General features: G+C 61.2%; 17 protein-coding genes. 15 read left to right on the top strand and 2 right to left on the bottom strand.

The window, feature by feature from the left end; genetic code table 11:
- The first annotated feature begins 155 nt into the window (after nucleotides 1-155).
- Nucleotides 156-473 carry a Rieske (2Fe-2S) protein gene (locus HBN98_RS26945; RefSeq protein WP_083367900.1) on the top strand — a complete coding sequence of 106 codons (318 nt, stop codon included), beginning with the start codon at nucleotides 156-158 and terminating at the stop codon, nucleotides 471-473.
- Here HBN98_RS26945 and sfsA read toward each other — a convergent pair.
- Entirely contained in the window at nucleotides 470-1,183 is a 714-nt protein-coding gene (sfsA, locus tag HBN98_RS26940; RefSeq protein ID WP_083367899.1) for a DNA/RNA nuclease SfsA, read from the bottom strand. The genes HBN98_RS26945 and sfsA overlap by 4 nt on opposite strands.
- Complete coding sequence (locus HBN98_RS26935) at nucleotides 1,183-2,355, bottom strand: pyridoxal phosphate-dependent aminotransferase (protein WP_083367898.1); 1,173 nt, start codon at nucleotides 2,353-2,355, stop codon at nucleotides 1,183-1,185. The genes sfsA and HBN98_RS26935 overlap by 1 nt, the downstream gene beginning before the upstream one ends.
- Nucleotides 2,356-2,689: 334 nt before the next feature.
- Between HBN98_RS26935 and dksA the strand changes: the two genes are divergently transcribed.
- The 14 genes from dksA to HBN98_RS26865 all read left to right on the top strand — a co-directional run bounded on the left by dksA (nucleotide 2,690) and on the right by HBN98_RS26865 (nucleotide 20,303).
- On the top strand, nucleotides 2,690-3,133 hold the full coding sequence (gene dksA / locus HBN98_RS26930; protein ID WP_007909922.1) for an RNA polymerase-binding protein DksA: 444 nt from the start codon (nucleotides 2,690-2,692) through the stop codon (nucleotides 3,131-3,133).
- A gap of 189 nt (nucleotides 3,134-3,322) precedes the next feature.
- Entirely contained in the window at nucleotides 3,323-4,219 is an 897-nt protein-coding gene (gene gluQRS / locus HBN98_RS26925) for a tRNA glutamyl-Q(34) synthetase GluQRS (protein ID WP_083367897.1), read from the top strand.
- A gap of 77 nt (nucleotides 4,220-4,296) precedes the next feature.
- Complete coding sequence (locus HBN98_RS26920) at nucleotides 4,297-4,473, top strand: hypothetical protein (RefSeq protein ID WP_003176118.1); 177 nt, start codon at nucleotides 4,297-4,299, stop codon at nucleotides 4,471-4,473.
- Nucleotides 4,457-7,411 (top strand): sensor histidine kinase, encoded by a 2,955-nt coding sequence (locus tag HBN98_RS26915; RefSeq protein WP_007963899.1) that lies wholly within the window; start codon nucleotides 4,457-4,459, stop codon nucleotides 7,409-7,411. The genes HBN98_RS26920 and HBN98_RS26915 overlap by 17 nt, the downstream gene beginning before the upstream one ends.
- Nucleotides 7,412-7,433: 22 nt before the next feature.
- Nucleotides 7,434-8,870, top strand: a complete 1,437-nt coding sequence (locus HBN98_RS26910; RefSeq protein ID WP_064589219.1) for a sigma-54-dependent transcriptional regulator — start codon at nucleotides 7,434-7,436, stop codon at nucleotides 8,868-8,870.
- A gap of 734 nt (nucleotides 8,871-9,604) precedes the next feature.
- The gene (locus HBN98_RS26905; RefSeq protein WP_064589220.1) at nucleotides 9,605-11,005 is read left to right on the top strand and encodes a polynucleotide adenylyltransferase PcnB; all 1,401 of its coding nucleotides are present in this window, start codon (nucleotides 9,605-9,607) and stop codon (nucleotides 11,003-11,005) included.
- A gap of 3 nt (nucleotides 11,006-11,008) precedes the next feature.
- Nucleotides 11,009-11,494 carry a 2-amino-4-hydroxy-6-hydroxymethyldihydropteridine diphosphokinase gene (gene folK, locus HBN98_RS26900; RefSeq protein WP_083367896.1) on the top strand — a complete coding sequence of 162 codons (486 nt, stop codon included), beginning with the start codon at nucleotides 11,009-11,011 and terminating at the stop codon, nucleotides 11,492-11,494.
- A 400-nt stretch (nucleotides 11,495-11,894) separates the two neighbouring features.
- Nucleotides 11,895-12,695 (top strand): 3-methyl-2-oxobutanoate hydroxymethyltransferase, encoded by an 801-nt coding sequence (gene panB, locus HBN98_RS26895; RefSeq protein ID WP_064589222.1) that lies wholly within the window; start codon nucleotides 11,895-11,897, stop codon nucleotides 12,693-12,695.
- Complete coding sequence (gene panC, locus HBN98_RS26890) at nucleotides 12,692-13,552, top strand: pantoate--beta-alanine ligase (protein WP_064589223.1); 861 nt, start codon at nucleotides 12,692-12,694, stop codon at nucleotides 13,550-13,552. Before panB ends, panC begins: the two co-directional genes overlap by 4 nt.
- Before the next feature lie 150 nt (nucleotides 13,553-13,702).
- Nucleotides 13,703-14,083: an aspartate 1-decarboxylase gene (gene panD / locus HBN98_RS26885; protein WP_003228271.1), complete on the top strand. Its 381-nt coding sequence runs from the start codon at nucleotides 13,703-13,705 to the stop codon at nucleotides 14,081-14,083.
- Nucleotides 14,084-14,313: 230 nt separating this feature from the next.
- Nucleotides 14,314-15,978, top strand: coding sequence for a glucose-6-phosphate isomerase (pgi, locus tag HBN98_RS26880; RefSeq protein ID WP_064589224.1), 1,665 nt, complete (start codon nucleotides 14,314-14,316; stop codon nucleotides 15,976-15,978).
- A gap of 262 nt (nucleotides 15,979-16,240) precedes the next feature.
- A complete protein-coding gene (gene acs, locus HBN98_RS26875; RefSeq protein WP_083367895.1) occupies nucleotides 16,241-18,178 on the top strand; it encodes an acetate--CoA ligase in 1,938 nt (645 codons plus the stop codon).
- 51 nt (nucleotides 18,179-18,229) lie between these two features.
- The gene (locus HBN98_RS26870; RefSeq protein WP_083367894.1) at nucleotides 18,230-19,102 is read left to right on the top strand and encodes an oxygenase MpaB family protein; all 873 of its coding nucleotides are present in this window, start codon (nucleotides 18,230-18,232) and stop codon (nucleotides 19,100-19,102) included.
- Nucleotides 19,103-19,286: 184 nt separating this feature from the next.
- Nucleotides 19,287-20,303: a class I SAM-dependent rRNA methyltransferase gene (locus HBN98_RS26865; RefSeq protein ID WP_064589227.1), complete on the top strand. Its 1,017-nt coding sequence runs from the start codon at nucleotides 19,287-19,289 to the stop codon at nucleotides 20,301-20,303.
- Nucleotides 20,304-20,362 lie beyond the last annotated feature (59 nt).

Genomic DNA, 20,362 nt, shown 5'->3' with positions numbered 1-20,362 from the left:
TCCTTGAACAGGTTTTTCCGCGCAGCGGGACAGCGGGCCCAGTATCCTAGGCATCGGTCACCGTATGGCGAATGAAGGCGGCCATTTGATAATTGTTTGCATTTAAACGTCAAGCTCGGACATTTCCCGTTACGAGCCGACACTTGAGGATAGCCATGAAGTTTTTGTGCGCGGGGGCCGATCTGGCCGAGGCCGGCAGCCGTGGGTTCGACATCGACGGCAACAAATTGTTTGCCGTGCGCCGCAATGGTCAGGCCTATGTTTATATCAACCGTTGCCCGCACCGCGGCGTTGGCCTGGAATGGCAGCCCGACCAGTTTCTCGACCCCAGCAACAGCCTGATCCAGTGCGCCACCCACGGCGCACTGTTTCTGATCGAGGACGGCGAATGTGTTGCCGGCCCCTGTGCCGGGCAATCACTGACGGCTATCCCTTGCCGCGAAGATGCCGAAGGGCTGTGGATCGATGTTTAACCGTTGAGCAAGACGTCCAGTCGACGGTCGATCACCATCTCCTCATGGTTTAACCGTACGCCGTAAGCCAGCACCTCGACCCCGCACGCGACGGCCTCGCGCAGGGCATCCGCGTAGGCCGCATCGATTTCCTCGGCCGGACGCACCGCGTCGATCCCGCTGAGATTGACGCAATACAGCTGAACCGCACGAATGCCGTCACGGGCCAGATGCGCCAGTTCCCGCAGATGCTTGGCGCCACGCTGGGTGACTGCGTCGGGAAACGCCGCCACATTTGTCCCGTCGAACCCCAGGGTGACGCTTTTCACTTCCACGTAGGCCGGGCCGCTCGGGTATTCGAGGCGAAAGTCGATGCGGCTCTTTTCCTGCCCATACGCCACTTCTCGTTTAAGTGCCGTGAAGCCGTTCAACTCACTGATAACCCCAGCCTGTAACGCTTCTTCGACCAGCGCATTGGCGCGCCCGGTGTTCACGCAAAACAGCCGGCCCTGCGGGGTTTCACCGATTTCCCAGGTCCCGGGCAGCTTGCGCTTGGGGTCGTTGGAGCGGCTGAACCACACCTGCCCGCCCTCGACCTGGCAATTGAGCATCGAGCCGGTGTTCGGGCAGTGCAGGGTCAACAGTTCGCCGTTGAGCGTTTCAACATCAGCGAGAAACCGTTTATAGCGGCGGATCAGCCGCGCTTCTTCCAGAGCCGGATAAAAGCGCATCAGCCTTGCCAGCTCTTCAGGCCACGGGCGATTCGTTCCACCGCTTCTTGTAAGCGAGGGAGGTTTTGCGTGTAGGCAAAACGCACATGGTGCCCGGCCTGATAGCGACCGAAATCCAGCCCCGGCGTAAAGGCTACGTGCTCGGTTTCGAGGAAATGTCGGCAGAACGCGAAGGCATCGCCGCCGAACTGGCTGATATCAGCGTAAAGATAGAACGCCCCTTCCGGCTCCACGGCGATGTTGAAACCCAACTCGCGCAACGCCGGCAGAAGGAAGTCGCGGCGGCGGCCGAACTCGGCGCGGCGTTCTTCAAGAATGGCGATGGTGTCCGGTTCGAAACAGGCCAGCGCAGCGTACTGCGCCATGCTCGGGGCACTGATGTAGAGGTTCTGCGCGAGTTTTTCCAGCTCGCCGACGGCCGCCTCAGGCGCTACCAGCCAGCCGAGACGCCAACCGGTCATGCCGAAATATTTGGAGAAACTGTTGAGGACGAACGCGCTGTCATCAACTTCCAGCACGCTCGCTGCCTCGGTGCCATAGGTCAGGCCGTGATAAATCTCGTCCACCACCAGATGCCCGTGCCGCGCCTTGATCGCTGTGGATAACCCGGCCAGTTCATCACGGGTCAGGATTGTCCCGGTCGGGTTGGCCGGCGAAGCCACCAAGGCTCCCACGCTGTCGTGGTCCCAGTGCCGCGCCACCAGATCCGGAGTCAGTTGATAACGCACCTCCGGCCCGACCGGAACCAGTTGCGCCGCGCCTTCGACCAGACGCAGGAAGTGCCGGTTGCACGGGTAACCCGGGTCGGCCAGCAGCCAGTGTTTGCCGGGATCCACCAGCAAGGCACTGGCCAGCAACAGGGCGCCGGAGCCGCCGGGCGTGATCAGGATCCGCCGTGGATCGATGTTCAGGCCATAACGCGTTTGATAAAAACCGGAGATCGCCTCGCGCAGTTCGGGAATGCCCCGTGCGGCGGTGTAGCGGGTCTTGCCCGCCGTCAGCGCCGCTTGCCCGGCACGGATGATCGGCTCGGCCGTGGTGAAGTCCGGCTCGCCGATTTCCAGGTGGATCACGTCGTGACCCTCGGCCTGCAATTCGTTGGCCCGCGCCAGCAGCGCCATCACATGGAACGGTTCGATCGCACGACTGCGCGCACTGTAGGGCTGAGCCATTGGTTTTCCTTCGGCGGCGAAAAAGAGACGATTCTACCCATCTGCCGGAACGAGCGAGAACCCGTCGCGGTCACAGCCTCAAGAACGCTGGACTGTAACGATACGCACGTACGCTCCAGGATTGACTAAAATCAGTGATTGAACAGGTCTCCCACACCGCCAGACACGGCTTGCCAAACATTTGCAAGCGCCACCCGCCGGGGCCTCGACATCCGGGAGTAGCGCAGGCCGAATTGATCTGGTAAGTTCGCCCGCTTGCAGCCGCAGGGCCGGCAGGTGTCGGTGATGGAGCAATCCTGCGCAATGGATTACAAGAGTAGAGGCGGTCCATTTCATGCCCACCCAAGCAAAGCAACAGCAGCAAACGGCGATCAGTGGCTTCGAACCCTATGTTCAGGCCAAAGACGAAGAGTACATGGGCAAGCCCATGCGCGCGCACTTCACCAAGATCCTGACCAAGTGGAAACTGGACTTGATGCAGGAAGTCGACCGCACTGTTGATCACATGAAGGACGAAGCAGCCAACTTCCCCGACCCGGCCGACCGTGCCAGTCAGGAAGAAGAGTTCGCCCTCGAACTGCGCGCCCGTGATCGCGAGCGCAAGCTGATCAAGAAGATCGACAAGACACTGCAGTTGATCGAAGACGGTGAATATGGTTGGTGCGATTCCTGCGGCATCGAGATCGGCGTCAAGCGCCTCGAAGCCCGTCCTACCGCCGACATGTGCGTCGACTGCAAGAACCTCGCTGAAATCAAGGAAAAGCAGGTCGGCAAGTAATCTCGACCTGAACGAAAAACGGAGCGTGCGAACGCTCCGTTTTTGTTTCTGCCTTTTGCCCTGTAGGAGTGAGCCTGCTCGCGATAGCGGCCTGACATTCAACATCTATGTTGTCTGACCTATTGCTATCGCGAGCAGGCTCACTCCTACAAGTTGACCTGCGCACGCCCTGAAAAGTAGTTTCACTCCATGACTGCCAAAACCTCCCCCGCCTACATCGGACGCTTCGCCCCCACCCCCAGTGGCCACCTGCACTTCGGTTCGCTGGTCGCTGCCCTCGCCTCTTACCTCGACGCGCGCGCGGTGGGCGGACGCTGGCTGGTGCGCATGGAAGATCTAGATCCGCCCCGGGAAGAGCCCGGCGCGCAGGCGGCGATCCTCAAGGCGCTGGAAAGCTACGGTTTCGAGTGGGACGGCGAGATGGTGCGTCAGAGTGACCGGCATGCCGCCTACGCCGAAGTCCTCAACAGCCTGTTCAATCACGGCCTGGCCTACGCCTGCACCTGTTCGCGCAAACAGCTGGAGTCTTACAACGGCATTTATCCGGGCTTGTGCCGCAATGCCGGTCATGAACAGCAAGACGCGGCGATTCGCCTGCGCGTGCCGGAGCTGGAATATCACTTCATCGACCGGGTGCAGGGAGAGTTTCGCCAGCATCTGGGGCGTGATGTCGGCGATTTCGTGATTCGCCGCCGCGACGGCCTCTACGCTTATCAACTGGCGGTGGTGCTGGATGACGCCTGGCAAGGCATTACCGACATCGTGCGCGGCGCCGACCTGCTCGACTCCACGCCGCGCCAGCTCTATCTGCAGGAACTGCTGGGCCTGCGCCAGCCGCGCTATCTGCACCTGCCACTGATTACGCAGCCGGACGGCAACAAGCTCGGCAAATCCTACCGTTCGCCCCCCCTTGAGGCCGATCAAGCCACCCCGCTGCTGCTGCGGGCGCTGCGTGCACTAGGGCAAAACCCCGGCACCGAACTGGCCCACGCTTCAGCGCAGGAGTTGCTGAAATGGGGCGCAGCCCGCTGGGATGCATCCAGGATCCCGCGCACACTGACGTTGCCCGAGGCGCAACTGCAATGACGACACTTGCAGTCGCGCCGCCATCCGTTACCATCGCCGCACGTTTTCGGGCACGCGCATAAAAAAGAGAGGCCGGGATGTACATCTATCGCTTGGTCCTGCTTCTGGTCGTGGGAATCTATCTGTTTTCGCCAGCCATCATGGATTGGTGGATCGACGCCACGGGCGCCTGGTATCGGCCGTATCTGCTCTGGTTGATCCTGATTGTCGTGACCTTCATCCTGCAGAGCCAAAAAGATGCCGATGAGCTTTAGCCTGACCCAGATGATCCTGATCAGCGCCGCGTACCTGGCGGTGCTGTTCGGCGTTGCCTGGATCAGTGAACGGGGCATGATCCCGCGGGCGATCATTCGCCACCCGCTGACCTACACCCTGTCGCTGGGGGTCTACGCCAGTGCCTGGGCGTTTTACGGCACGGTGGGCCTGGCCTATCAATACGGCTACGGTTTTCTCTCCAGTTATCTCGGGGTCTCCGGCGCGTTTCTGCTGGCGCCCGTGCTGCTTTACCCGATCCTGAAAATCACCCGCACCTATCAACTGTCGTCGCTGGCGGATCTGTTTGCCTTCCGTTTTCGCAGCACCTGGGCCGGCGCGCTGACCACGATCTTCATGCTGATCGGCGTGCTGCCGCTGCTGGCACTACAGATTCAAGCGGTGGCCGACTCCATCGGCATCCTCACCGGCGAGCCGATCCAGAGCCGGGTCGCGCTAGCGTTCTGTGCGCTGATCATTCTGTTCACGATTTTCTTCGGCTCCCGGCATATCGCCACTCGCGAGAAGCACGAAGGGCTGGTGTTCGCGATTGCCTTCGAGTCGGTGATCAAGTTGATCGCCCTCGGCGGCGTCGGTCTGTATGCGCTGTACGGCGTGTTCGACGGTCCGCAACAGCTCGAACTGTGGCTGCTGCAAAACCAGACCGCCCTCGCCGCGTTGCACACGCCGCTGCAGGAAGGCCCATGGCGCACACTGTTGCTGGTGTTCTTCGCCTCGGCGATCGTGATGCCGCACATGTATCACATGACCTTCACCGAAAACCTCAATCCGCGCTCGCTGGTCAGCGCCAGCTGGGGCCTGCCGCTGTTCTTGTTGCTGATGAGCCTGGCGGTGCCGCTGATTCTCTGGGCCGGCCTGAAGCTTGGCGCCACCACCGACCCGGAGTACTTCACCCTCGGCATCGGCATTGCCGCCAACAGCAAGCCGTTGGCCCTGCTGGCTTATGTCGGCGGTTTGTCGGCCGCCAGTGGCCTGATCATCGTCACCACCCTGGCGCTGTCGGGCATGGCGCTGAACCACTTGGTGCTGCCGCTCTATCAGCCGCCGGCCGAAGGCAATATCTATCGCTGGCTGAAGTGGACGCGCCGGGCGCTGATCGTCGCGATCATCATGGCCGGTTTCTGCTTCTATCTGATGCTTGGCGCCGGACAGGATCTGGCCAACCTCGGCATCGTCGCCTTCGTCGCGACCCTGCAATTCCTGCCCGGCGTGCTTTCGGTGCTGTACTGGCCGACCGCCAACCGTCGCGGCTTTATCGCCGGTCTGCTGGCGGGGATTCTGGTGTGGGTGGTGACCATGCTGTTGCCGCTGGTCGGCAATCTGCAGGGCTTCTACATTCCCCTGCTGAACATGATTTACGTGCTGGACGACACCAGTTGGCACATGGCGGCCATCGCCTCACTGGCGGCCAACGTGCTGATGTTCACCCTGATCTCGCTGTTCACCAACGCCAGCCCCGAAGAAGCCAGCGCTGCCGAAGCCTGCGCAGTGGATAACGTGCGTCGTCCGCAACGCCGCGAACTGCACGCGGCCTCGCCCCAGGAATTCGCCACGCAACTGGCCAAACCCTTGGGCGCCAAGGCGGCACAGAAAGAAGTCGAGCAGGCGCTGCGCGATCTGTATCTGCCGTTCGACGAACGCCGCCCTTATGCGCTGCGCCGCCTGCGTGACCGGATCGAAGCCAACCTCTCCGGCCTGATGGGCCCGAGCGTGGCGCAAGACATGGTCGAAACCTTCCTGCCGTACAAGGCCGGAGGTGAAAACTACGTCACCGAAGACATCCACTTCATCGAAAGCCGCCTCGAGGACTACCACTCGCGGCTCACCGGGTTGGCCGCCGAACTCGACGCCCTGCGCCGCTACCACCGCCAGACCCTGCAGGAACTGCCGATGGGCGTCTGTTCGCTGGCCAAGGATCAAGAGATCCTGATGTGGAACAAGGCCATGGAAGAGCTCACCGGGATCGCTGCGCAGCGGGTGGTCGGTTCGCGCCTGAGCACCATTGCCAATCCGTGGAAGCAATTGCTGCAAGGCTTCATCAACCTGCCCGACGAGCATTTGCACAAGCAGCACCTGGCCCTCGACGGCCAGACCCGCTGGCTGAACCTGCACAAAGCGGCGATCGACGAACCGTTGGCGCCGGGCAACAGCGGCCTGGTGCTGCTGGTGGAAGACTTGACCGAAACCCAGATGCTCGAAGACAAACTGGTGCACTCCGAGCGTCTGGCGAGCATCGGCCGACTGGCGGCGGGTGTGGCCCATGAAATCGGCAACCCGATCACCGGCATCGCCTGTCTGGCGCAGAACCTGCGCGAAGAGCGCGAAGAAGACGGCGAACTGACGGAAATCAGCGGGCAGATCCTCGAACAGACCAAGCGCGTGTCGCGCATCGTGCAGTCGCTGATGAGCTTCGCCCACGCTGGCAGCCACCAGCACAGCGACGAGCCCGTCTGCCTGGCCGAAGTCGCGCAGGATGCGATTGGCCTGCTGGCGCTGAACCGGCGCAACTTCGAAGTGCAGTTCTACAACCTGTGCGACCCGGATCACTGGGTCGAAGGCGACCCGCAGCGGCTCGCTCAGGTACTGATCAATCTGCTCTCCAATGCCCGTGACGCCTCGCCTGCGGGCAGTGCGGTGCGGGTCAAGAGCGAAGCCGGCGAACACACGGTCGATCTGATCGTCGAGGACGAAGGCAGTGGCATTCCGCAGAACATCATGGATCGATTGTTCGAACCTTTCTTCACCACCAAGGACCCGGGTGAAGGTACCGGTCTGGGCCTTGCACTGGTCTATTCCATCGTTGAAGAGCATTATGGACAAATCACCATCGACAGCCCGGCTGATGTACAAAGCCAGCGCGGCACCCGTATCCGGGTGACCTTACCGCGTCATGTCGAAGCGACGTCCGCTGTGAACTGAGACCGTCGAGAGTATCGAATCAATGCCGCACATTTTGATCGTCGAAGACGAAACCATTATCCGCTCCGCCTTGCGCCGCCTGCTGGAACGCAACCAGTACCAGGTCAGCGAAGCCGGTTCTGTGCAGGAAGCACAAGAACGCTTCAGTATTCCCACATTCGATCTGATCGTCAGCGACCTGCGCCTGCCTGGCGCCCCCGGTACCGAGCTGATCAAGCTTGGTCAGGGCAAGCCGGTGCTGATCATGACCAGTTACGCCAGCCTGCGTTCGGCAGTGGACTCGATGAAGATGGGCGCGGTGGACTACATCGCCAAGCCTTTCGATCACGATGAAATGCTCCAGGCGGTCGCGCGGATCCTGCGAGATCACCAGTCGGCGCCTGCCGCTGGCGAAGTGCCTGCCGGCAAAGCGGCCAATGGCAGCGGCAAGTCGTCTGTCGACAACAGCAACGGCGAGATCGGCATCATTGGTTCGTGCCCGCCGATGCAGGATCTGTACAGCAAGATCCGCAAAGTCGCGCCGACCGACTCCAATGTCCTGATCCAGGGCGAGTCCGGCACCGGTAAAGAGCTGGTCGCCCGCGCCCTGCACAACCTGTCCAAGCGCGCCAAGGCACCGATGATTTCGGTGAACTGTGCAGCCATCCCGGAAAGCCTGATCGAGTCCGAACTGTTCGGCCACGAAAAAGGTGCGTTCACTGGCGCCAGCGCCGGTCGTGCCGGTCTGGTGGAAGCGGCGGACGGCGGCACGCTGTTCCTCGACGAGATCGGCGAACTGCCGCTGGAAGCCCAGGCACGTCTGCTGCGAGTGCTGCAGGAAGGTGAAATTCGCCGCGTGGGTTCGGTGCAGTCGCAAAAGGTCGATGTGCGTTTGATCGCCGCGACCCACCGCGACCTCAAGAGCCTGGCGAAAATCGGCCAGTTCCGTGAAGACCTTTATTACCGTCTGCACGTGATCGCCCTGAAACTGCCGGCGTTGCGCGAACGTGGCGCCGACGTCAATGAAATCGCCACGGCGTTCCTCGCCCGCCAGAGTGCGCGCATCAACCGTACCGACCTGAAATTTGCCGCCGATGCCGAACAGGCCATCCGTCACTATTCGTGGCCGGGTAACGTGCGCGAGCTGGAAAACGCGGTCGAGCGTGCGGTGATCCTGAGCGAAAGCCCGGAAATCTCTGCCGAACTGCTGGGCATCGACATCGAGCTGAGCGATCTGGAAGACGACGAGTTCATCGGCTTGCCGGCACAAACCGCGGGTAACACCAGCAACAGCAGCCATGAGCCGACCGAAGACCTGTCGCTGGAAGACTACTTCCAGCACTTCGTGCTTGAGCATCAGGACCACATGACCGAGACCGAACTGGCGCGCAAACTGGGCGTCAGCCGCAAGTGCCTGTGGGAACGCCGTCAGCGCCTGGGCATTCCACGACGCAAGACCGGCGTCACCAGCGAGAGCTGAACGTTACCTGTCGAGTGTGCGGGTAACGCTTGAAGATGTGAAAAAACTGTTACCTCAGTCCTTTCACGTAACAGAAGCCGGGGTTATCGGTAACGAAACCCCGGCTTTTTTACGCCCCGAGAAAACGGTTATATCGACCTAACCCCTTGTTTTATTGGGCCTCGCAAAAGTTGGCACGGCACCTGCTATATGTTTGGTACAAGAACAATAACAAGCAATGCACAAGACAATAAAAATAAGACGAATCGACTCACGCACAATAAAAACAAGACGGCGAGAGGCGCAGCTAACTGATTCTTTTGGAGAGGCGTTGTATTTGGGGCTAGCCCCGCGACCAGGCCGAGAACAACAAAAACTGTCCTAAGACAGAGCCTGTACTGGTTGGATCGCAAGATCACTGCAACTCAGCGACCAAAGCAATCCGTTTGCTCTTGGCTCCCGATTGGGAGGGTCATGAAGGAAATACTTCATGGCGAGGGCACTCAACAAAAACAAGAAGCCCGAATCAATAATAAAAAGAGCACGCAACTACTTCTGGGGGAGCTTCGGCTCCCCTTGTGGTTTCTGCCTTTCGGCAAAATCCTCGGCCTACACCCCGCTCGACGCCTGTAGCCAGCGGCTTTCAGGGCAAATCGGCAGCCTCCTACACCATCCCCCGACTAAATGCTAGAATCTGCGCCCATCATGCGGTCATTCTTTGGTATGGCCGAACATTCCTTCAAACAGTGCATCCCATGCTGAAGAAGCTGTTCCAGTCATTCCGAACTCCCCTGCGTCGTACGCAACACATCCGTAGCACGCCTGAAGTCCTCAACAGCGGCCAACATTCGCTGCAAAAAGGGCAATTCAGCCGCTATGCGGTCAATATCGTCGAACGCCTGCAAGGTGCCGGTTACCAGGCTTATCTGGTCGGTGGTTGCGTGCGTGACATGCTCCTGGGCATCACACCCAAGGATTTCGACGTCGCCACCAGCGCCACCCCCGAGCAAGTCCGTGCCGAATTCCGCAATGCGCGGATCATCGGTCGCCGCTTCAAACTGGTGCATATCCATTTCGGTCGCGAAATCATCGAAGTCGCGACCTTCCGCGCCAATCACCCGCAAAACGAAGACGAAGAAGACAGCAATCAGTCTTCGCGTAACGAGAGCGGGCGGATTCTGCGCGACAACGTCTACGGCACCCTGGAAGAAGACGCGCAACGCCGCGACTTCACCATCAACGCCCTGTATTACGATCCGGTCAGCGAGCGCATTCTCGATTACGCCAACGGCGTACACGACATCCGCAATCACCTGATCCGCCTGATCGGCGATCCGAAGCAGCGCTACCAGGAAGACCCGGTGCGCATGCTGCGCGCCGTGCGTTTCGCCGCCAAGCTCAATTTCGGTATCGAGAAGCACACCGTGCAGCCGATCCGTGAACTGGCGCCGATGCTGCGCGAGATCCCGTCAGCCCGTCTGTTCGAGGAAGTGCTCAAGCTGTTCCTCTCCGGCCACGGCGCGATCACCTTCGAGATGCTGGTCGATCTGCAATTGTTCGCCCCGCTGTTCCCGGCCAGTGCCGATGCACTCGAGCACAACCCGGAATACACCCATACGCTGATCAGCGAAGCGCTGACCAACACCGACCTGCGCATCAAGCAGAACAAACCGGTGACCCCGGCGTTCCTGTTTGCCGCCCTGCTATGGCCTGCCCTGCCAGCCCGCGTGTTGCGTCTGCAAGAGCGCGGCATGCCGCCGATTCCGGCGATGCAGGAAGCCGCGCACGAGCTGATCGCCGAGCAGTGCCAGCGCATCGCGATTCCAAAACGCTTCACCATGCCGATCCGCGAGATCTGGGACATGCAGGAGCGCCTGCCCCGCCGCAGCGGCAAACGTGCCGACCTGCTGCTGGACAACCCGCGTTTCCGCGCCGGCTACGACTTCCTGCTGTTACGCGAAAGCGCTGGCGAGCAGACCGATGGCCTGGGCGAATGGTGGACCGACTATCAGGACGCCAACGACAGCGAACGTCGCGATATGATCCGCGACCTCAGCGGCAAGGGTGATGACGCCAGTGGCGCGCCACGCAAACGTCGCCGTAGCAGCGGTTCCAAGCGCAAGCGCGCCGGGGCTCCGAGCGCATCGGGCGAATAAGGCATGGAACGCATCTATATCGGCCTGGGCAGCAACCTCGCCGATCCGGCAGAACAATTGCGCAGCGCGCTCAGCGCGCTGGGGCAATTGCCAGAGACCCGCCTCGCCGGTGTCTCGGCGTTTTATCAGAGCGATTCACTGCTGCCGGGCCAACCGCGTTACACCAACGCGGTTGCGGCCCTCGACAGTGAACTGGCGCCACTGGATCTGCTCGATGCGCTGCAAGCGATCGAAAACGATCAGGGTCGCGAGCGCCTGGAGCGCTGGGGACCGCGCACGCTGGATCTGGATATCCTGCTGTACGGCGATCGCCTGATCGACGAGCCACGTCTAAAAGTCCCGCACTACCAGATTCAGGAACGCGCGTTCGTTCTCTATCCCCTGGCCGAACTGGCCCCCGAGGATCTGCGCCTGGCCGATGGTCGCGCACTGCCCGACCTGTTGGCCGCCTGCCCGTTCGTCGGCCTGGAACGCCTCTCCCACGCCTGACAGAAATCCCCTGTAGGAGCTGTCGAAGGCTGCGATCTTTTGATCCTGTTTGTTTAGAAACAAGAGCAAGATCAAAAGATCGCAGCCTCCGGCAGCTCCTACACAGAGAGCATGCGGCATTGCCATTTTGTCGGACAAAAAACCCGCGAATCAGGCCCGCCGCGCCGCTGAATCGCATCAGTAACGCCGGTAACACTCCCCTCGTAACAATGCGGTAACACACGCAATTGACTTCCTGTTGGCTCATCACGACTATAGGCGTCCCGCTGCCGCCAACCCGGCACATACGGGCGCAATCCAGGCCTTATAAGCACGACAAAAGACCGTGCGCCTGAGTAGACGAAGAATCACGCGCGTTACTCGCAGTAGTTTTCAGAGCGCCTGAACGAGGATTTTTTACATGCCAGCCATCACCCTGACCACGCTCCAGAGCCTCAAGCAGAAAGGTGAAAAGATCACCATGCTGACCTGCTATGACGCGACCTTCGCCCACGCCTGCAACGAGGCCGGTGTCGAAGTGCTGCTGGTGGGCGACTCCCTCGGCATGGTTCTGCAAGGTCACGACAGCACCCTGCCGGTCACCATCGCAGAAATGGCCTACCACACCGCCTGCGTCAAACGCGGCAACACCGATGCCCTGATCCTGGCCGACCTGCCGTTCATGGCCAACGCCACCATCGAACAAACCCTGACCAACAGCGCCATGCTGATGCAGGCGGGTGCGCACATGGTCAAGGTTGAAGGTGCGCTGTGGCTGGCGGAGTCGATCCGCCTGCTGGCCGAACGCGGTGTGCCGGTCTGCGCACACATGGGCCTGACCCCGCAAGCGGTGAACATTCTCGGCGGCTATAAAGTGCAAGGCCGCAACGAGAACCAGGCACGGCAGATGCGTGCCGATGCGATCTCGCTGGAACAGGCTGGCGCGGCCATGCTGCTGCTCGAATGCGTACCGAGCGAACTGGCTGCGGAAATCAGCCAGGCCGTGAAGATCCCGGTCATCGGCATCGGCGCCGGTAGTGCCACCGACGGTCAGGTGCTGGTGCTGCACGACATGCTCGGCCTGTCGATCACCGGCCGCGTACCGAAATTCGTCAAGAACTTCATGCACGGCCAGGACAGCATCCAGTCCGCACTGAAGGCTTACGTCAACGAAGTCAAAGGCGTTACTTTCCCTGGCATCGAACACGGATTCTCTGCATGAACACCGTTAAAACCGTACGCGAACTGCGCGCTGCCGTGGCGCGCGCCCGCAGTGAAGGCAAGCGCATCGGCTTCGTGCCGACCATGGGCAACCTGCACAGCGGCCACATCGCGCTGATCACCAAAGCCAGTCAACGGGTGGATTTCGTGGTCGCGAGCATCTTCGTCAACCCGCTGCAATTCGGCGCCGGCGAAGACCTCGACAAATACCCGCGCACCCTGGCGGCGGATCAGGAGAAGCTGCTGCAAGCCGGCTGCCATCTGCTGTTCGCCCCGACGGTCGAAGAGATGTACCCCGACGGCATGGCCGGACAGACCCGGGTCAGCGTCCCGCAACTGTCTGAAGGCCTGTGCGGCGCCAGCCGTCCGGGGCACTTCGAAGGCGTGGCGACGGTGGTCAGCAAGCTGTTCAACATGGTCCAGCCGGACCTGGCGATCTTCGGCCAGAAAGACTTCCAGCAACTGGCGGTGATTCGCGCGCTGGTGCACGACCTGAACATGCCGATCCAGATCATCGGCGAACCGACCGTGCGTGCGGCCGACGGCCTGGCGCTGTCGTCGCGCAACGGTTTCCTCAGCGAAGACCAGCGTGCGGTGGCCCCGGTGGTCTATCGCACCCTGAGCGCCATCGCCGAGTCGATCAAGCACGGTGAGCGCGATTACCCGGCGCTGATCGCCGCCCAGGTGCAACAGCTGGAAGCCGCCGGCCTGCGCCCCGATTACCTGGAAATCCGCCATGCTCTGACCCTGCGCCCGGCGACGGCTGAAGACCGCGATCTGGTGATTCTGGTGGCCGCGTTCCTCGGCACTACCCGGTTGATCGACAACCTGCACCTGAACCTCGATACCCCCGTTTAAAACAAGATCAAAAGATCGCAGCCTGCGGCAGCTCCTACACATGAGTCCATGTAGGAGCTGCCGCAGGCTGCGATCTTTTGCGTTGTATTGCCGCCCCCAAAGCCTTCGGGCACACTGCCCGCCGTTCGCTTCCAACCCGGGAAATCCCTCATGCACGCCATCATGCTCAAGGCCAAGTTGCATCGCGCCGAAGTCACCCATGCGGTACTCGATTACGAAGGTTCCTGCGCCATTGATGGCGAGTGGCTGGACTTGTCCGGCATCCGTGAGTACGAGCAGATCCAGATTTACAACGTCGACAACGGCGAGCGCTTCACCACCTACGCGATCCGCGGTGAAGAAGGTTCGCGGATGATTTCGGTCAACGGCGCAGCCGCACACAAGGCCAAGGTCGGCGACCGGGTGATCATTTGCGCCTACGCCCATTACAGCGAAGCGGAACTGCTGAATTTCAAGCCACGCATGCTGTACATGGCACCCGGCAATGAGCTGAGTCACACCAGCAACGCCATCCCGGTGCAGGTGGCCTGAGCCGCTTCGACGCGCCACTCCCCTTCCGTTGGTCGGCTTGTTCCCGGTATCGATGTTAAAAAAGTACAGGGAACAGGTCAGAAGAAGTCAAGACAGATCGCAGCGCGAGGTTTACTGTATTCGCCCTGCATCGAAAAATCGTGTCGACGCATTTGACCCTCGCCCAAACATGGCGTATCGGTCTGTTCTGTGTTCAAAAGGCCGTTCAAGTAAAAAGGAAAACCGCAGCGATGGCGTACTACCGCACTCCTCACGACGTTACCGCTCTGCCTGCCTGGCAAGCGTTGAAAGATCACCGCCAAGCCATGCAGGATTTCAGCATGCGCGAAGCCTTCAACGCCGATCCGCAGCGCTTCAATCAATTCACCCTCAGCAGCTGCGGACTGTTTCTCGATTATTCGAAGAACCTGATCAACGCCGAGACCCGCAATCTGCTGGTGGGCCTGGCCAATGAAGTCGATTTGAAAGGCGCGATCAAAGCGCTGTTCGACGGCGAAATCGTCAACGCCTCCGAAGGCCGCCCGGCCCTGCACACGGCCCTGCGCCGTCCGGTGGGCGACAAGCTGTCGGTCAATGGCGTCAACGTGATGCCGGAAGTGCACAAGGTGCTGAACCAGATCACTGATCTGGTTGGCCGCATCCACGATGGCCTGTGGCGGGGCTACACCGAGAAGCCGATCACCGACGTGGTGAACATCGGCATCGGTGGTTCGTTCCTCGGCCCGGAGCTGGTTTCCGAGGCGTTGCTGTCCTACGCGCAGAAAGGCGTGCGTTGCCATTATCTGGCGAACATCGACGGCAGTGAGTTCCACGAACTGACGCAAAAGCTGCGCGCCGAAACCACGCTGTTCATCGTTTCGTCGAAGTCTTTCAACACCCTTGAAACCCTGAAGAACGCCCAGGCCGCACGCGCCTGGTATCTGGCTCAGGGTGGTTCGGAAGCCGAGCTGTATCGCCACTTCATCGCGGTATCGAGCAACAACGCCGCAGCGGTCGCGTTCGGCATCCGTGAAGAAAACATCTTCCCGATGTGGGACTGGGTCGGCGGTCGTTACTCGCTGTGGTCGGCCATCGGCCTGCCAATTGCCCTGGCCATCGGCATGTCCAACTTCAAGGAACTGCTGTCCGGTGCCTACACCATGGACCAGCATTTCCAAAGCGCGCCGTTCGAACAGAACATGCCGGTGCTGCTGGCCCTGCTCGGCGTGTGGTACGGCAACTTCTGGGGCGCGCAAAGCCACGCGATCCTGCCGTACGACCACTACCTGCGCAACATCACCAAGCACTTGCAGCAGTTGGACATGGAGTCCAACGGCAAGAGCGTGCGTCAGGACGGCACCGCGGTGTCGACCGACACCGGTCCGGTCATCTGGGGCGGCGTCGGCTGCAACGGTCAGCACGCTTACCACCAGTTGCTGCACCAGGGCACCCAACTGATTCCGGCCGATTTCATCGTGCCGATCGTCAGCTTCAACCCGGTCTCCGACCACCATCAGTGGCTGTACGCGAACTGCCTGTCGCAGAGCCAGGCGCTGATGCTCGGCAAGACCCTGCCGGAAGCCGAGGCCGAACTGCGCGACAAAGGCATGAGCGAAGACCAGGTGCACAAGCTTGCTCCGCACAAGGTGATCCCGGGCAACCGTCCGAGCAACACCCTTGTGGTCGAACGCATCAGCCCGCGTCGCCTCGGCGCGCTGGTCGCCATGTACGAGCACAAAGTGTTCGTGCAAAGCGTGGTCTGGGGCATCAACGCCTTCGATCAGTGGGGTGTGGAACTGGGCAAGGAACTGGGCAAAGGCGTTTACAACCGTCTGGTCGGCAGCGATGAAACCAGCGCTGACGATGCCTCCACCCAAGGCCTGATCAACTACTTCCGCGGTCGTCACCGCGGGTGATTTGATGGCTCGGCCCACAGGCTTTGTCTCCCCCAGACCCTGTGGGCAAAAAATCCCCTGTAGGAGTGAGCCTGCTCGCGATTGCGGCGTGTCGATCAGCATTGATGTTGAATGACACACCGCGATCGCGAGCAGGCTCACTCCTACAGTTGTTTTGGGTGTATTCATAATCAGGCTCAAACATCAGATTCCTGATGCGGCTTGAACCCTTGGCCCTCTCGGCGCATCTTTATTCTTCGCACAACAAGAATAAGGAACCGTCATGTTCGATATCAGCACGTTCCCCAAAGCCGATGCCGTCCGCCGGGCAGCTCAACTCAGTCAGGACGACTACAAGCGCCTGTACCGCGAATCCATTGAACACCCCAGCGCCTTCTGGGCCGAACAGGCCACCCGCTTCCTCGACTGGAGCACGCCGTGGCAGACCGTCCAGCGCTACGACCTGAAAACCGGTGAAGCCTCCTGGTTTGCCGGGGGCACACTGAACGTCAGCTACAACTGCATCGACCGCCACCTCGCGCAACGCGGCGAACAGACAGCGATACTCTGGGAAGGCGACGACCCGGCCGAATCGGCGCAGATCACCTACAAAAAACTTCATCACCATGTCTGCCGACTGGCCAACGTGCTGAAAAGCCGTGGCGTGAAAAAAGGCGACCGGGTGTGCATCTACATGCCGATGATCCCCGAAGCGGCCTACGCCATGCTCGCCTGCGCGCGGATCGGCGCGATTCACTCAGTGGTGTTCGGCGGCTTCTCCCCGGATTCGTTGCGTGACCGCATCCTCGACGCCGACTGCCGCACGGTGATCACTGCCGATGAAGGCGTGCGCGGCGGCAAGTTCGTGCCGCTCAAGCAGAACGTCGACAAGGCCCTGCAAAGCTGCCCGGACGTCAGCACCGTCGTGGTGGTCGAGCGCACCCAAGGCCAGGTCGATTGGGTCGAGGGCCGTGACCTCTGGTATCACCAGGCCGTGCGTGACGTCAGCGACGACTGCCCGCCAGAGCCGATGGACGCCGAAGACCCGCTGTTCATCCTCTACACCTCCGGCAGTACCGGCAAACCCAAAGGCGTGTTGCACACCACCGGCGGCTACCTGCTGCAAGCGGCGATGACCTTCAAGTACGTGCTCGATTACCGAGACGGCGAAGTGTTCTGGTGCACCGCCGACGTCGGCTGGGTCACCGGCCACAGCTACATCGTCTACGGCCCCCTGGCCAATGGCGCGACCACGCTGATCTTCGAAGGCGTGCCGAGCTACCCAAGCACGTCGCGCTTCTGGCAGGTGATCGACAAACACCACGTCAACATCTTCTACACCGCGCCGACGGCCTTGCGGGCGCTGATGCGCGAGGGTGCCGGGCCATTGCAGGAAACGTCGCGCGCGAGCCTCAGACTGCTCGGCAGCGTCGGTGAGCCGATCAACCCGGAAGCGTGGGAATGGTACTTCAACGTGGTCGGCGAACAGCGTTGCCCGATTATCGATACCTGGTGGCAGACCGAAACCGGCGGCATCATGCTCAGCCCGCTGGTGAGTGCGCAGCGAATCAAACCGGGTTGCGCCACACAGCCGATGTTCGGCGTGCAACCGGTGCTGCTGGACGAGCACGGCAAGGAAATCAAAGGCGCCGGCAGCGGCGTGCTGGCGATCAAGTCGAGCTGGCCGGCGCAGATCCGCAGCGTCTACGGCGACCCGCAACGGATGGTCGACACCTACTTCAAACCCTACCCCGGCTATTACTTCACCGGTGACGGCGCGCGCCGCGATGAGGACGGCGACTACTGGATCACCGGGCGCATCGACGACGTGATCAACGTCTCCGGCCATCGCATCGGCACCGCCGAAGTGGAAAGTGCGCTGGTGCTGCACGACAGCATCGCCGAGGCCGCCGTGGTCGGTTACCCGCACGACGTCAAAGGCCAGGGCATCTACGCCTTCGTCACCCCCATGAACGGCGTCGAGCCGAGCGATGAGCTGAAGAAAGAACTGCTGGCCCATGTCAGCAAGGAAATCGGCAGCTTCGCCAAACCGGACCTGATCCAATGGGCGCCGGCCTTGCCGAAAACCCGTTCAGGCAAGATCATGCGCCGCATCTTGCGCAAGATTGCCTGCAATGAGCTCGACAGCCTTGGCGACACCTCGACCCTGGCCGATCCGAGCGTCCTACAGGGCTTGATCGACAAGCGCCTGAATCAGTAACGTCTGCGGCGCGGTCAACCGGCCGCGCCCGTCCACCCGCAATGAGTTGTCATGGAATTCATCCGCAGCCGTATCGAACAGCAACTCATGAGCCTGACCGGGCTGTCGCTGGGTCAGCTTGACCTGGAAAATCCCAAGGGCGATCCCGGGCTGTTCGGCCCCGATTCGATCAGTTGGCAAGTTCATGGCGACTTCAGCAGCATGCTGATCGGCGGCATCAGCGCGTTGTTGCTGCAAGCCCTGCATCCGCTGGCGCTGGCCGGGGTCTGGGACCATTCGAATTTTCGTCAGGACATGCTCGGACGCTTGCGCCGCACCAGCCAGTTTGTCTCCGGCACCACCTTTGGCTCGCGCCGCGACGCCGAATGGCTGATCGAAAAAGTGCGCACCATTCATCTGCAAGTGGTCGGCACCGCGCCGGACGGCCGGCCTTACGCCGCCAGCGATCCGGACTTGCTGACCTGGGTGCATGTGGCCGAAGTCAGCAACTTCCTCGCCGCGCATTTGCGTTACCGCAACCCACAGCTGTCGCTGGCAGATCAGGATCGTTACTACGCGGAAATCGCCGTGGTCGCCGAGCGCCTCGGTGCGCGGGACGTACCGAAATCCCGCCACGCCGTGGCCGATTATCTGCAACGCATGCGTCCACAGTTGCTGTGTGATGATCGCAGCCGCGAAGTCCTGCGCTTGCTGCTCGACGCTCCGGCTCCGAGTGTGCTGGCGCGACCGTTTGGCGATCTGATGATGAAGGCCGGTATCGACCTGCTGCCGGACTGGGCCAGCGACATGCTTGATGTCCACCAGAGTTCGCTGCAGCGCCAATTGATTCGCGCCAGCGTCAAACGCAGTGCGCCGATGCTGCGCTGGGCAATGCGCAATGGCTCGGTGCAGCGGGCCAAACGCCGAATGGGGCTGTTGACCTGATCTATGCACAGAACCTGTGGCGAGGGAGCTTGCTCCCGCTGGATTGCGCAGCGATCCTCGGAATGTTGCGAGCGCTTCGCACTCGAGAGGGAGCAAGCTCCCTCGCCACAGATCTGCGCAATGTCTCAGGGCATCGGTAACTGCTAAACTCCCGCGCCCCAATTCTCTCCAGCAAGGCGCCCGCATGTCTTCCTTGAATCAGGCGCTGCGCGCCGCCCTCGACCAACGCCAGGACCTGCTCGCGACACTGCACAGTCAGGGCACTGATTGCTATCGGCTGTTCCACGGCAGCCAGGAAGGCGCCGGTGGGTTGACCATCGACCGCTACGGTGCGCAATTGCTGGTGCAGAGTTTCCACCAGACGCTGGAACGGGATGACCTGCTGCAACTGCACGCCATGGTCAACCAGACGCTGGGCTTCGACACCCTGCTGGTCTACAACGACCGCTCCCGCGGCAACTCGCGGATCGATCGCGAAGACAGCGTCTACAAAGCCGACGACGCCGCACTGGCGGATCTCATCGGTCATGAGTGGGGCCTCAATTACCGCGTGCGCGGGCGCCATGCCGGGCAGGATCCGCTGCTGTTCCTCGACCTGCGCAACACCCGCGGCTGGGTCAAGGATCACGCCAAAGGCAAAAGCGTCCTCAACCTGTTCGCCTACACCTGCGGCGTTGGCCTCAGCGCGGCGGCCGGCGGTGCGCGTGAGGTGTGCAACCTGGACTTTGCCGAAGGCAACCTGGCGGTCGGTCGCGAAAACGGTCTGCTCAACCCGCAACTGCCCGAGATGCAATTCATCCAGTCCGATTATTTCCCGGCAATCCGCCAACTCGCCGGTCTGCCCATCAGCCAACGGCGCGGGCAGAAACTGCCGAGCTATCAGCGTCTCGAACAGCGTCAATACGACCTCGTCCTGCTTGATCCGCCGGCGTGGGCCAAGAGCGCATTCGGCACCGTCGACCTGCTGCGCGACTATCAGAGCCTGCTCAAACCGGCCCTGCTGACCACCGCCGACAACGGCGTGTTGATCTGCTGCAACAACCTGGCAAAAGTCAGCATGGACGACTGGCGCGAACAGGTCCTGCGCTGCGCGGAAAAAGCCGGGCGTCCGGTACGCGAGTGGAGTGTGATGACCCCGGGTGCGGACTTCCCTTCCATGGACCAGCAACCCCCTTTGAAAACCCTGATCCTCCAGCTCTGATAGTAATCCCCAGTGGGAGCTGCCGCAGGCTGCGATCTTTTGACTTTGATTGTTAAAAA

This window comes from Pseudomonas koreensis, from assembly GCF_012986595.1.
In the GTDB taxonomy this organism is placed as follows: Bacteria; Pseudomonadota; Gammaproteobacteria; order Pseudomonadales; family Pseudomonadaceae; genus Aquipseudomonas; species Aquipseudomonas koreensis.
This window is presented reverse-complemented; position numbering and strand designations above follow the sequence as displayed.

Excerpts from the sequence above, each read along its gene's own strand:
- acs (WP_083367895.1), top strand. The coding sequence starts at position 16,241 with ATGTTCGATATCAGCACGTTCCCCAAAGCCGATGCCGTCCGCCGGGCA.
- HBN98_RS26870 (WP_083367894.1), top strand. The coding sequence starts at position 18,230 with ATGGAATTCATCCGCAGCCGTATCGAACAGCAACTCATGAGCCTGACC.
- HBN98_RS26945 (WP_083367900.1), top strand. The coding sequence starts at position 156 with ATGAAGTTTTTGTGCGCGGGGGCCGATCTGGCCGAGGCCGGCAGCCGT.
- panB (WP_064589222.1), top strand. The coding sequence starts at position 11,895 with ATGCCAGCCATCACCCTGACCACGCTCCAGAGCCTCAAGCAGAAAGGT.
- folK (WP_083367896.1), top strand. The coding sequence starts at position 11,009 with ATGGAACGCATCTATATCGGCCTGGGCAGCAACCTCGCCGATCCGGCA.
- sfsA (WP_083367899.1), bottom strand. The coding sequence starts at position 1,183 with ATGCGCTTTTATCCGGCTCTGGAAGAAGCGCGGCTGATCCGCCGCTAT.
- HBN98_RS26905 (WP_064589220.1), top strand. The coding sequence starts at position 9,605 with ATGCTGAAGAAGCTGTTCCAGTCATTCCGAACTCCCCTGCGTCGTACG.
- gluQRS (WP_083367897.1), top strand. The coding sequence starts at position 3,323 with ATGACTGCCAAAACCTCCCCCGCCTACATCGGACGCTTCGCCCCCACC.
- panC (WP_064589223.1), top strand. The coding sequence starts at position 12,692 with ATGAACACCGTTAAAACCGTACGCGAACTGCGCGCTGCCGTGGCGCGC.
- pgi (WP_064589224.1), top strand. The coding sequence starts at position 14,314 with ATGGCGTACTACCGCACTCCTCACGACGTTACCGCTCTGCCTGCCTGG.
- panD (WP_003228271.1), top strand. The coding sequence starts at position 13,703 with ATGCACGCCATCATGCTCAAGGCCAAGTTGCATCGCGCCGAAGTCACC.
- HBN98_RS26910 (WP_064589219.1), top strand. The coding sequence starts at position 7,434 with ATGCCGCACATTTTGATCGTCGAAGACGAAACCATTATCCGCTCCGCC.
- HBN98_RS26865 (WP_064589227.1), top strand. The coding sequence starts at position 19,287 with ATGTCTTCCTTGAATCAGGCGCTGCGCGCCGCCCTCGACCAACGCCAG.
- HBN98_RS26935 (WP_083367898.1), bottom strand. The coding sequence starts at position 2,355 with ATGGCTCAGCCCTACAGTGCGCGCAGTCGTGCGATCGAACCGTTCCAT.
- dksA (WP_007909922.1), top strand. The coding sequence starts at position 2,690 with ATGCCCACCCAAGCAAAGCAACAGCAGCAAACGGCGATCAGTGGCTTC.
- HBN98_RS26915 (WP_007963899.1), top strand. The coding sequence starts at position 4,457 with ATGCCGATGAGCTTTAGCCTGACCCAGATGATCCTGATCAGCGCCGCG.
- HBN98_RS26920 (WP_003176118.1), top strand. The coding sequence starts at position 4,297 with ATGTACATCTATCGCTTGGTCCTGCTTCTGGTCGTGGGAATCTATCTG.